Below are 12,602 nucleotides of genomic sequence, written 5' to 3'. Positions count from 1 at the left end.
TTCGCGGGGCCCGATTGAACTGAACCCGAAAGTGAAGCGTTGCTCCGAAGCCACCTCAAATACTTTCACAGGGCCCGGCATATAACAGAATCAACGCAGTCAATTCTATTATGCTATAAAGGGAAAGCCCTCCTGCACACCGACGGCAGAAGCGGCTTCCCCCCTCACTTAATCAAGCCATCAAGCTTGATTGTTGCTGCCAAACAATACAATCTTAGATTTGACAACCTCTACCATTGCTTTCTTGGCAGGCCCTAAGTATTTGCGAGGATCGTATACCTTCGCATCCTTGTTCAGAACTTCACGGATAGTTTCCGTGCAGGCTACTTGGTTCTCCGTGTTGACATTGATCTTGCCAACCCCTGCTGCAATCGCGCGACGGATCATGTCGTCAGGCACACCGGAACCGCCATGCAGTACGACGGGAACAGGAATCTTGCTCGTGACTTCTTCAATGATGTCAAAGCGAATACTTGGCTCACCGGCGTACATGCCGTGAGCAGTACCTACAGCAATCGCCAAAGCGTCAACGCCAGTTTCTTCCCAGAAGCGAATCGCCTCGTCAGGCTTCGCCAATGCCGCGTCTGCTTCATCAACGCTGATATCGTCCTCCACGCCACCAATCGTGCCAAGCTCGCCTTCTACCGATACACCCATCGCATGAGCTGCCTTGACAATTTCTTTGGTCATCGCGATGTTTTCTTCGTATGGATGGTGCGAACCGTCGAACATTACGGACGAGAAGCCTGCGCGAATACAAGCCATTGCTACTTCAAAGCTGCTTCCGTGGTCAAGATGGAGCGCGATCGGCAGACCGGATTTCTTCGCAGCTGCTTCCGCCATAGCTACGGTGTATTCCATCCCCATATATTTCAAGGCGCCTTCGCTGACACCGTAAATAAAAGGTGACTTCAATTCCATAGCTGCTTCCATGATCGCCTGGGCGAATTCCAGGTTGTTCATGTTAAATTGGCCTACGGCAAACTTCTTTTCTTTTGCTTTCGGCAAAAATTCGTTCATTGACACAAGTGGCATGGTTTTCTTCCTCCTCAGAAAGTGGTTATCTCTGTTATTCTTGCCAGCCGAAAATCATACTATTTCATTATAACACAATCCCTTAACATTTGGTAAGACAAGCTTGAAAATCAAGTTTTTGAAAGCAGGGCTTGCGCAAGGCTACACCTCAAGGAACATCCCAGCTCGATACAGTGAGCTCGCAATCCCTAGATTCAGATTAGGCGCACCGGCGAAAAATCCATTGGTTAACGGAAATTAATGGGCTTATTATACTGTTTCTCCAACATCGATATTTGGATTGCGGAACTAAGTGGTCTAATAACTATGCTATGCCTGGAGAATGTGGGTTCAGTATCAAAAGTAAGGCCGTAAAATTCCGTTATCCCTAGAACCACGCTGCTTCATTCGCATATACATCCCTTTTTTCCCGCTATATATCTGCAAGGTTCATTATACTGGTTGCCGCGTACCTTGAAAGCTCCTTACTCTCGTTACGACGCGCCTCGACGCGTGTCTGAATCTCCGCATATACCGTCACTGGGCCGATTGTGAACAAGATGCGCATGCCCTTCTGCCTGCTAGGATGACCTAGAACCATGCATCCTTCGGATCAAAAAAAATGACCCTTAGAATAAGGATCATTTCCTTTACGCTCTGATTTGAGGTTCAGCCAGCTGCTCGTTGACCGCCATGCGCAGCTCATCGATATCAAATGGCTTGGTAAAGTGCATGAGCGCGCCCAGCGCAGTGGCTTCGTTGATCATGTCCAGCTCGCCGTATGCGGTCATCATGATCACCTTTGCATCGCTGTCAATCGATTTGATATGCTTCAAGATCTCCAAACCATCCATGCCTGGAATCTTCATATCCAGCAAGACCAAGTCAGGCTTCTCTTTCTTGACAATTTCAAGTGCCAATTTGCCGTTGGAAGCTTGAAAGGTCTCATACCCTTCACTGCTGAATACCTCAACCAGCAACACCCGAATTCCGTTCTGATCATCTACGATTAGCACTTTCTTCTTATCCAACTGAATTACCTCCGCCATACGTACTAGAAATGCAAGTGAAACGTTGGTAAACCAAAGTTGTTCTAGTACACATTCGCTGCGAATAAAGGATATCCTGCACGATAGAAGAAAAAAATGTATTACTTCCGCTGCATGGAAGCTTTGACAAACTCACGGAAAAGCGGCTGCGGCCGGTTCGGGCGGGACGTAAATTCCGGATGAAACTGTACGGCCAAGAACCAAGGGTGGTCCGGTATCTCCACGATCTCCACTAATCTGCCGTCCGGCGAGGTGCCGGAGATTTTCATGCCAGCTTCTTCAATCATTTCGCGGTACTCGTTGTTGAACTCGTAGCGGTGCCTGTGACGCTCATACACCAGCTCGTCCTGATAGCAGGCCATCGCCAGAGAATTCTCAGCCAGCTTGCAAGGGTATAAGCCCAGGCGCATGGTGCCGCCAAGGTCTTCGATATCCTTCTGCTCCGGAAGCAGGTCGATGACGGGATATGCCGTGGCCGGGTTGATCTCAGAGCTGTTCGCTCCTGCCAGTTTGACCACATGGCGGGCGTATTCCACGACTGCCACCTGCATTCCCAAGCAAATGCCGAAGAATGGCACACGGTTCTCGCGGGCGTAGCGAATCGCCGCCACCTTGCCCTCGATGCCGCGATCGCCGAAGCCGCCGGGAACCAAGACACCGTCCACACCGCCAAGAAGCTCATTCACATTCTCGTCATTCACTTCCTCCGCGTTCACCCAGCGAATGTTCACTTCCGTGTCCGCAGCAATCCCTGCATGTCCCAAAGCTTCGACAATGCTCAAATAAGCGTCATGCAACGAAACGTACTTCCCGACAATGGCAATCTCCGTACGATGCTTGAGATTTTTGATATGGTTAACCATTTGCTCCCACTCAGTCATATCGAGCGGCTTAGCCGGAAGCTTCAAGTAATTGACGACAATTTCATCCAGGCCTTCATCCCGCATATTCAGCGGCACTTCATACAGGTTATCGGCATCTCGCGCCTCGACAACCGCATTCGCGTCGATGTCGCAGAACAGCGCCAGCTTGCGCTTCATTTCATCGGTCAGCGGATGCTCCGTCCGGGTCACAATTACCTGCGGCTGGATCCCAATGCTCCGCAGCTCCTTCACGCTGTGCTGGGTCGGCTTCGTCTTCACCTCTCCCGCAGCCTTCAAATACGGGATCAGGGTAACGTGAATATACATGACATTCTCGCGTCCGATGTCACTCTTGATCTGCCGAATCGCTTCGAGGAACGGCAAGCTTTCAATGTCCCCGACGGTGCCGCCGATTTCTGTAATGACGACATCCGACTGCGATTCCCGCGCCGCGCGGAATACCCGATCCTTGATTTCATTCGTAATATGCGGAATAACTTGGACCGTCCCGCCCAAATATTCCCCCCGACGTTCCTTCGTAATAACGGACGAATAAACCTTGCCCGTTGTCACATTGCTGTTTTTGGACAGGTTGATGTCAATGAAGCGTTCATAATGGCCCAGGTCAAGATCCGTCTCCGCGCCATCATCGGTCACAAACACTTCACCGTGCTGATAAGGGCTCATAGTCCCTGGGTCTACGTTGATATAAGGATCGAACTTTTGGATGGTTACCTTCAATCCACGATTTTTCAACAGCCTGCCGAGCGACGCTGCGGTGATTCCTTTGCCCAGGGAAGAAACCACGCCGCCTGTTACGAAAATGTACTTCGCCACCTTATTGAACCTCCTGATTGTTCAGTATGAGCCCAAAAAAGAACCCGCGAAACCCAGCGGCACTCCTATCCGCTGCGAAATTCCATTCGCGGGACCTGCTTCACCCGCTTCACCAAAGACGAGATGTTGTCCTGAGGGGACTTCATCGGCGTTATCTGCGGGACTCGTCTATAATACCGGTATTCTTCCTGAAAACCCCGGCCATTAAAAAAATAAAGCACTCCCGATATCATCGAGGCACTTTAATCGAACGATTAAATATATTGTAAACGATTAGCCCATGCAATAGTTTACTCTGTGAAAAAGGGGATGTCAAGCGAACATCCCCCTCTTGTCACGCTTTAGTTAAAGTCATCCTCATCCGACTCGTCGCTGTCGAAATCTTCGTCGGATTCCTCATCCAGATCCTCGTCCAGATCCTCGTCTTCGAGATCCTCGTCGACTTCGTCGTCAACCTCGTCGTCCAGATCTTCATCCGTGTCGCTATCGTAATCGTCACCGTCAACTTCCTCGAAATCGCTGTCGTCATCGGTGTCTTCATCGGTGTATAGGTCTTCGTCCTCGTCGTCATCGTCATCGTTGATGATTCTCGGACGGGTTGCATTGCCCAATGCATCCTCCGCTTTATCAAGCGGATACCAACGCTTCAATCCCCACAGGTTGCTGCCGACACACGCAAATCGTCCATCGATGTTGATTTCCGTGTACAGCTGGGCGATCAAGTCCATCATCTCATCTTCGGCAATCCCTTTAATCTTGGCCACTTCCTGCATCAGGTCGCGATAGTAATAAGGGGTGTTCGCCGCTTTCAGAATAAGAAAAGCCAGATCAACCATGGGCATTTCTCTTGCTCGTTCCGGAGTAATCTTAAGCGATTGTGCATTGCTCATCCTACGCACTTCCTTTCGGCATTCTTACGTCAACAAGCCGTTATCATCATATAGTTAACCTTATTTTCGCGGAAAATGCAACCAAAGCCGGCTATGTCCTCTGCATTCCCCTTAAGTTGCGCTGGAACAAGCTCATCTGAACGCCCTGCAGGATGTCTGCCGTACCATTTTTGCCTATGTACAGGAAAAAGCGAAGAGACCTATGCATCCCCTCGCCTTCGACTGTATCCGCCCCGTCTGCCGGAAGAAACGGGGCCTTGCTTTACCTGCACATAAAAGACCCGAATGGTCCTCCCTTCATCCTATGTCCACCAAGCGCATTTGACACCCGTTACGTCGCCTATTCCACGCCCATTCCGATGCGCAAGCTAACCATCTTCCCGCTGACGACATACAATAGGAAATCAACACTGTCCGGGAGGTTGGGCTTTTCATGAATACCGACACATGGCTGAAACGGCTGCATCGGCAGATGGACTCCGGCAGCAGGCACACCCAGCTGATCCGCTTCCGCAAACGCAAGGATTTCGAGCAGTGCATGGCCAGACTGAAACAGTTGAAAGCCAGATGGCCGAGGTTTCGCGCTATTGAGGCCTTCCCTTTCATCTGCACGCTGCGCTGTTCCTTACGCACAACTTCCGGACTGCATGGTCCAAGACTGTTGTTCGAACCTGACTGGAGGCTCTCGCTGCATGCGTATTCCCCTTTCCAAGAATCGCACAAAGAAACCAAAACAGTGCCTCCGCGCATACCTTGGGGCGTACGTCAGATCGGCGCCCACAAGCTATGGAAAACGACAAAAGGCGAGGGCATCCGCATTGGCGTTATCGATACTGGCACCGATGCCAGCCACCCCGATTTGAAAGGACGGGTAGTCGGCGGTGTCAACGTGCTGCATCCGTATGCGCCGCCCGCCGACGACAACGGACACGGCACGCATATCGCGGGCACAATTGCGGCATGCGGCGGCAGCCACGGGATGACAGGCGTTGCCCCCGCAGCCAGCCTGTATGCGGTGAAGTCGTTCGATCGACACGGCTCTGCCTATTTATCGGATATTGTCAAAGGCATTGAATGGTGTGTCCACAACGAGATGGATATTATCAATATGAGCTTTGGCATGACCGATTCCAGTCCGACCTTGCGCGAGGCCGTCAAGCAAGCCGTACGGTCCGGCATCATCGTATGTGCCTCATCCGGCAATGACGGAAAAACCGGCATCATTGACTATCCTGCCCAGTACAAGGATACAATCGCGGTGGGCGCTACAGAAAAAGGCCGGTACATCGCGGCATTCAGCAATCGGGGCGAGCGCATTGATATCTATGCTCCGGGTGATCGCATCGTCTCCACTTGGCCCAAGGGACGCTATGAGACACTGAGCGGCACCTCTATGGCGACTTCCCATGTAACAGGTCTCATTGCCCTGTTGATGGCCTGCAAGCGCAAGGGCGTCCGCCCAACGACTATTCGCCGCCTGCTTCGCCAAACCGCCAGAGCGGTCAGAAGCCGCTCAGAAGGAAGAACAGGCGATGGAGAGATTGATGGTCCGGCTGCCTACCTGTCTCTTCTAGCACATCTTGGCAAATCCGCACAGCGGTCGAAACGGCGCTCCAGGCTGCGTGAACGCAAGCAGGCCCGTCCGAAGACAGGCCTGACCGGCAGCAAAGCTGCCGTATCTGCAAGGATGGGCATTACATCCGTTCTGGAGCGGAAACACCGACGAGACGCAGGACGTTTCGCAGTACAATCTGCAAGGCCTCTAACAACGCGAATCGCGCGCGTGTCAAAGTCTCGTCCTCGGTAATGACCCGTTCCGCCTTATAATAGCTATGGAACTGTGAAGCCAATTCATACACGTATCGGATTAGCCGATGGGGCGCATACTGCTCCGCAGCTACCCGCACTTCTTCTTCGAGCTCGGCCAGTTTTTTGAGCAGGGCGAATTCGGATTCCAGCTTGAGCGCGCTGACGTCTGCAGCCTGCCCCGGCTCCCGCTTGATGCCTTGCTCCTCCGCCTGGCGGAAGATGCTGCAAATCCGCGCATGCGCATATTGCACATAGTATACTGGATTGTCATTCGACTGTGAGACGGCCAAATCCATATCAAAATCCAAGTGGGAGTCGATCCCCCGCATGGTGAAGAAATAGCGGACAGCATCCACGCCTACCTCATCCATGAGATCTTCCATCGTCACGGCCTTCCCGGTCCGCTTGGACATTTTGACCTTTTCGCCGTTTTGGTACAAGCTGACCATCTGGGCGATCAGCACGGTCAGCCGGTCGGGATCGTAGCCGAGCGCTTCCATGGCCGCTTTCATGCGCGGAACATAACCGTGGTGGTCGGCACCCCATATATTGATCAGCCTGTCGAAGCCCCGTTCGAATTTATCCCTGTGATAGGCGATATCCGGCGTCAAATACGTGTAGCTGCCGTCGTTCTTAATCAGCACTCGATCCTTGTCATCGCCATAGTCCGTCGTGCGCAGCCACAGCGCTCCTTCGTGCTCGAAGGTTTGCTTCTTCTGCTTCAGTTCCTCCAGCACTTGCTCCGTCTTGCCTGCTTCATACAGCGAGGTCTCACTGAACCACTGGTCGAACGAAACGCGGAACCGCTTCAGGTCGCGCTTGATCTTGTCCAGTTCCCGCTCCAACCCGTAGCTTCGGAAGAATGCCCGCCGCTCCTCCTCCGGCAGTTCGAGCAGGCTGTCACCCTTCTCCTCAGCCAGTTCCTTGGCAAATTGGACAATGTCTTCGCCGTGATAGCCATCCTCCGGCATAGCCGCTTCCCGGCCGAGCGCCTGCAGGTAGCGTGCCTCAATCGAGGCTGACAAATTGGCAACCTGATTGCCGGCATCATTGATGTAGTACTCGCGCGAGACACGATATCCTGCAAAGTCTAGCAGATTGCACAAGGCGTCGCCTACCGCTGCTCCCCGTGCATGGCCCAGGTGCAGGCTGCCGGTAGGATTGGCGCTGACAAATTCCACTTGGATCCGTTCGCCGCCGCCGAGGTCGATTCGCCCGTAATCGTCACCCGCCTCCAATATTTGCGGCACGATCCGATGCAGATAATGATTGTTCATGTGAAAATTGATAAACCCCGGACCGGCAATATCCACTCTCGAGACGTAAGCTTTGCCTGTATCCAGGTGCTTCACAATCGCTTCTGCAATGGCACGCGGGTTCTGCCTGGCTATTCGCGTGAGCTGCATCGCTGCATTCGTGGCGAAGTCCCCATGCTCCTTCTCCTTCGGGGTTTCCAGCACGATCTCCGGCACATCCGCATCACCTGCAAGGCCGGAGGCGGTAATGGCCCTCGCTATTTCCTCTTTCAACGTCTGCTTCACTTGCTCCATGACATTATTCATCCTTGTTCCTCCCGTATCGTAAGCCTGAGCTTGAAATCGCCTGCCCGTTCATCGCCGACCCAAAGGATATACGACCAGGAAGCCTGTCCGTATCCGTGATCATCCAAAGCTACCTCCCAGCCCGTTGTCTGAGTCATCAATGACAGCCGGGTATGCGGGGTATGATAGAAACCGCTGTGCTTGCCATTCTGAGAAAAGGTTTGTTCCGCTGTCACGTCACCGTGTCGAATAATGCGGATTTCATTCGGGCGCACCTTCACTGTAGTGATCGTACTCCCCATAGAAGCGACATCCGGTTCGCGATAACGGTAATATGCGGCGTCCGGCTTGCGAAACATTTCTGCCCGAGCGGTTTGCACCATGGTCTCTCCTTGATGGCTGCTTTCTATGCATATTTCAACCTGCTGCCCCGGCATTGGACATCGCCTCTTTCCTCAAAGCTGCTAGCAGTAGACTCGCCTACCGAACGCAGAAATTATCCATCCAATGAAAATTATCTACTATTATATAGGTGCTGGTTCGAAAATGGAATTACGGCACTATGTTATAATAATTCCCTTTGCAAAGCAATACTAGCAGCAAGAGTACAAGTGGCGGCGCTTGGACCATTCAACCCGACCGGATAAAAGAGAAAAGCAAGCCCTCTTCGCGGCTTGCGCAAAGGAAGGGCTTGCTTGCGTGAAAAATGCTTGCTTTTAGCTTTGCTACGACTACTTTTTCAGCAACTCGGCAATGACTTGCACGCTTTCGGCACGATTGGCCACGCCTTGCGGAACGAACTGGTTGTTGCCGCGACCTTGCAGCAGACCCAGCTCAGCCGCGCCGCCAACCGCTGCTCTCGCCCATTCGCTGATGGATGCACTGTCCTCGAAGCTGGATGCTGTCGAGGCTCTCAGCGTTTCACCCGTCTTATGCTCATACGCCTTCACAATCATCAACGCCATCTCTTGGCGAGTAATGGTTGCATGCGGCGCAAATTCTGTCGCACTGCGACCAGACACAATACCCGCTTCATAAGCAGCCGCCACAGCTTCCGCATACCACCGGCTCGCATCCACATCGGCAAATGGCGCCTGTCCACGTGCCTCAAGGCCAAGCGCCCGCACGATCAATGCCGCGAACTCTGCACGGGTCACATTTTGCCTAGGCGCAAACTCGTCTACGCTAATACCCGCTACAATGTGCTTCGCAGCCATGCGCTTGATGACATCGGCAGCCCAATAGTCCGCGCTGACATCGTCAAAGATCTTGTCATATTCCAATACTGCATACGTGCTGAAATGAGCGATCTCCGCTGTCATCTCGTTATTGGCCAAAGCTCCGCCGGCATATTCCAGCGTACCGTCATTTGCCAGGAAGTACATGCCCAGCAAATCTTCAACATGCCCGCTTTTTACTCGCAGTGTCAAGCTTAGCGGTTCTTCGAAATCGGCCAGCGCAATCACCCCGTCTCCCTTAACAATGGACAGGGTGAAGCTGTATACGGTGCTGGCCGCCTTCAAACCTGCTTTATTCTTGCCTTTTGCTCTCTCCAGAAGCTGCGTTTGATCTTCCTCTGCAACTTCATCGAATTCAAAGGCGATTTGCGCATTTGCCAGTTCCTCATCATTGAGCAATGCTTTCAATTGTTCCAGAACGCTGCCCGGAATCTGAATCGTGAAGTCCTCACCGTCGATCTTCAGCTTGTTGCCGCGATTGATCGCAGCCGCATTGGCCGGCAGCAGAACTTTCTTCTTGCCTTGGGCGATTGTAACGGCAATGACGCCGTTCACCGCATTCGGGTTCGTGATAACGACAGCGTCCTCGTCTACGGATCCGCCTCCGCCGATAGGTCCGCCTCCAGAACCTCCGCCGCCTCGGGAAGCCCGAAGAACAGTAAGGTCAAAGCGCTTGGTCGCTGCGTACACGTCCTGCGTCACAGTAGCCGTCAAGTACACATCTGTGGTTACAGAAGGCCGAGTCACAACTCCGCTCGTAGAAATGATGTTCTCATTGCTGGAAGCCCATGTAATGGTACTGCCATATTGGCCTTTTGTCGGCAGATAGACATCTCTTGTCACGGAAGTATACGTGTCGTTGCCTGAGAAGCCGATTTGCAGTCGCGCCGTATCTTGCATAGTATTCTCTTCTTCTTGTGTTGCGGCTTCAAACCTTATATTGTCCAGATATAATCTACCTGCGAAATCACTCTGACCATCCGCGAAAATTAATAACATATTGCGGAGCTCCATATCGTCCGTAATATTGCCAATTGAATGCAGATCAAGTTTGACTAAATAATGATAGAGTCCATCTTCTGTAACTGTAGCCCGTTCCAACTCAGCAAAATTAATGGTAAACGTATCGGTAGCCTGCGCCCAATACCCAGCACTCGGTGGTTGGAAAACAAGATTTATGGACATAGAGCCTTCTGTAGCACGCTCTGGCTTAAGATATAGATCGAACACCACATAGTCATAATAGCTGCGAATCATGTCTTGCTTCCAGAAGTCTAGGCGAGAAGCCGATGCCCAGCCATCGCCAGGCTTAACTTCAGGATATGCAAATTCCCAAGACAACGCCTTCGAACCATTGGCCTCTTCAATGGTCAAAGCGTTCTTCACGCCTGATTCGCCATGCCAGACCCAGTTCTGTCTAGTGCCATCCTCGAAATCCGAGGGAAGCTTTGCTTCGCCAAGCTCAGCATGCACAACAGGCAGTTCAATCTTGCTTCCAGAGAAAGTTATATTATCCAAATAAATAACATCGACATCCTCTGCAGCAACAAATAGAATAAGGTTATTTAAGATATGTCCATCGATGTTCTCCCCTATGGCTTGAATGGCCGGGGAATCCTCGGCGGTAATAGTCAGAACTGCTTTATAAGTACCATCGTCTTGTTCTACAAAGTCATCGGCAGCGATCTTAGACTGCTTGACCGGATTGACCCAGCTGCCTTGATTTTGCGGGATGGCTGCTATCCCCACAGCTGTAGGCTCTTCTACGGTCACATCAATGGATATTTCCTTCGCCCCGAGAATATTGGCTTCTGGGTTATATCCATCTGAGGAGATACGCACATTGCTCCAAAAATCGCCGTCGCCCATAGCATTGCTGGCGCTCATTCCGGAGATTTTGAGCATGTCGTTCTCATTCTCTATCGTGAGATCTTTCACAGGACTATCACTATTTACTCCGAAACCTTGCGTTGTCCCATCGTTAAAATCCCAAATCACTTCACTAAACGCATTGCGGTCAATTGGACGGTACGGAATCCCTTTAATTCTAGCGCGCATATACTCGCCAGAAGCGCTTAACTCTTCGATCACCCATACTTGGTCCTCGCCTGGATCCAAATCGGTTGCTTGAGATTTGCCCAGTTCAAATGGAACAAAAGCGCCCGATGTCTCGTTCTTATTCGTAAGAGACCAGTTAACCCAGCTGATGTTGTTTTCATTCAAAAATTCCAGCCATACGTCAGCTTCAGCCAAATACGGACCATTGTCTCCGCTTGCTTCGCTGGTACCCCACTCAGAAACAAAGACAGCAACGCCCTTCTCCAATGCGTATCTGGCATTGCTCATGACATTCCCTCTTTCCGAGCTTGGCGTTCCTGGCGGATAACTCTCGTCGGAAGCGCCATGTGTACCGGAATAGAAATGGACCGTGTACACGATATTATGGGAAGCGATAGGATTATCTGCAGCCAAATCTGGACGCTGGCTCCAGTTCGGACTCCCTACAATGATGATGTTGTCTCCTTTTTCGCGAAGCATGTCCACGATCGGCTCTGCATAGCTCTTGACTGCTTGCCAACCTGCTTCGTCATTCGTCAACCCTTTGCCCCCATTATTGTTCGAGCTTGGCTCGTTGGCCAATTCCCAGATAATATAATGAAACTTCGGGTGATCCTTATAAGTATCGGCTAGTTCCTCGAAGAAATCATATGCCCCCGCGTAAACCGGTTCATTCGGATCTCCTGGGGCATGCACATGCCAATCCACGATGACGTACATATCATGCGCGAAAGCGAATTCGATTCCGTCAATGACAAGGTCCTTTACGGAAGGTTTGGTTGCGTATCCGCCCTCCCCGACGTACATGGCCAACCGAATTACATTCGATTCCCAATCGTTGGCCAATGCTGCGAAGGCATTGTCATTCACGATTTCCGGGAACCATTGTAGCCCGTGTGTGCTCATTCCCCGGAGCTGAATTTTATTCCCTGCTTCGTCAGCCAATGTCATTTGACCATCGATCTCGATAACTTGCAGTTTACCTGCTTCTGATGGCTTCTTTACACTGTCATTACCCAGCAGCGCCGGACGCTCTGCTTCAGATTCGACCGGATCGTAAGAAGACTCCTCTGTCGCTGCGACTGCCACACCTGCGAACATCGTCGCAACCATGGACAGCACCATCAACATCGTCAGCATCTTCCGTAATGTGTTTTTGTTCACGCTGAAACCTCCCTAATCATAATAAAAGATGAAAATAATACCAGATATTCCTGCACGTTCTGCATTATTGTGAACGCGTGTTTACAAGCGATGTTTCGCCCCCTTCTCCTTTAATAATTAATCGAGTAGGAGGGGGCGG

The 12,602-nt window shown here is 51.6% G+C and carries 8 protein-coding genes; 1 reads left to right on the top strand and 7 read right to left on the bottom strand.

Annotated features, from left to right (window positions below):
* Window positions 1-180: 180 nt before the first annotated feature.
* The 4 genes from fba to rpoE all read right to left on the bottom strand — a co-directional run bounded on the left by fba (window position 181) and on the right by rpoE (window position 4,653).
* The gene (gene fba, locus XYCOK13_RS13070; RefSeq protein ID WP_213412609.1) at window positions 181-1,035 is read right to left on the bottom strand and encodes a class II fructose-1,6-bisphosphate aldolase; all 855 of its coding nucleotides are present in this window, start codon (window positions 1,033-1,035) and stop codon (window positions 181-183) included.
* Window positions 1,036-1,664: 629 nt separating this feature from the next.
* Window positions 1,665-2,045, bottom strand: a complete 381-nt coding sequence (locus tag XYCOK13_RS13065) for a response regulator (RefSeq protein WP_280520898.1) — start codon at window positions 2,043-2,045, stop codon at window positions 1,665-1,667.
* A gap of 119 nt (window positions 2,046-2,164) precedes the next feature.
* A complete protein-coding gene (gene pyrG, locus XYCOK13_RS13060) occupies window positions 2,165-3,763 on the bottom strand; it encodes a CTP synthase (protein ID WP_213412607.1) in 1,599 nt (532 codons plus the stop codon).
* 341 nt (window positions 3,764-4,104) lie between these two features.
* The gene (gene rpoE / locus XYCOK13_RS13055) at window positions 4,105-4,653 is read right to left on the bottom strand and encodes a DNA-directed RNA polymerase subunit delta (protein ID WP_213412606.1); all 549 of its coding nucleotides are present in this window, start codon (window positions 4,651-4,653) and stop codon (window positions 4,105-4,107) included.
* A 433-nt stretch (window positions 4,654-5,086) separates the two neighbouring features.
* On the opposite strand from rpoE, the gene XYCOK13_RS13050 reads away from it, so the two are divergent.
* On the top strand, window positions 5,087-6,460 hold the full coding sequence (locus tag XYCOK13_RS13050; protein ID WP_213412605.1) for a S8 family peptidase: 1,374 nt from the start codon (window positions 5,087-5,089) through the stop codon (window positions 6,458-6,460).
* Here XYCOK13_RS13050 and argS read toward each other — a convergent pair.
* The 3 genes from argS to XYCOK13_RS13035 form a co-directional block, all read right to left on the bottom strand.
* Window positions 6,348-8,024 carry an arginine--tRNA ligase gene (gene argS, locus XYCOK13_RS13045; protein ID WP_213412604.1) on the bottom strand — a complete coding sequence of 559 codons (1,677 nt, stop codon included), beginning with the start codon at window positions 8,022-8,024 and terminating at the stop codon, window positions 6,348-6,350. The two genes, XYCOK13_RS13050 and argS, sit on opposite strands and share 113 nt — an antisense overlap.
* Window positions 8,021-8,440, bottom strand: coding sequence for a YwiB family protein (locus XYCOK13_RS13040; RefSeq protein ID WP_213412603.1), 420 nt, complete (start codon window positions 8,438-8,440; stop codon window positions 8,021-8,023). The genes argS and XYCOK13_RS13040 overlap by 4 nt, the downstream gene beginning before the upstream one ends.
* Before the next feature lie 294 nt (window positions 8,441-8,734).
* Window positions 8,735-12,463, bottom strand: a complete 3,729-nt coding sequence (locus XYCOK13_RS13035) for a carbohydrate-binding domain-containing protein (RefSeq protein ID WP_213412602.1) — start codon at window positions 12,461-12,463, stop codon at window positions 8,735-8,737.
* Window positions 12,464-12,602 lie beyond the last annotated feature (139 nt).

Source organism: Xylanibacillus composti (genome assembly GCF_018403685.1).
GTDB classification, from domain to species: Bacteria; Bacillota; Bacilli; order Paenibacillales; family K13; genus Xylanibacillus; species Xylanibacillus composti.
Note: the sequence above shows the minus strand (reverse complement) of the source record. Positions and strands in the feature narration are given on the sequence as shown.

What these genes read in the sequence shown, in the direction of transcription:
- XYCOK13_RS13040 (WP_213412603.1), bottom strand. Translation starts at nt 8,440, where the DNA reads ATGCCGGGGCAGCAGGTTGAAATATGCATAGAAAGCAGCCATCAAGGA.
- rpoE (WP_213412606.1), bottom strand. Translation starts at nt 4,653, where the DNA reads ATGAGCAATGCACAATCGCTTAAGATTACTCCGGAACGAGCAAGAGAA.
- fba (WP_213412609.1), bottom strand. Translation starts at nt 1,035, where the DNA reads ATGCCACTTGTGTCAATGAACGAATTTTTGCCGAAAGCAAAAGAAAAG.
- argS (WP_213412604.1), bottom strand. Translation starts at nt 8,024, where the DNA reads ATGAATAATGTCATGGAGCAAGTGAAGCAGACGTTGAAAGAGGAAATA.
- XYCOK13_RS13050 (WP_213412605.1), top strand. Translation starts at nt 5,087, where the DNA reads ATGAATACCGACACATGGCTGAAACGGCTGCATCGGCAGATGGACTCC.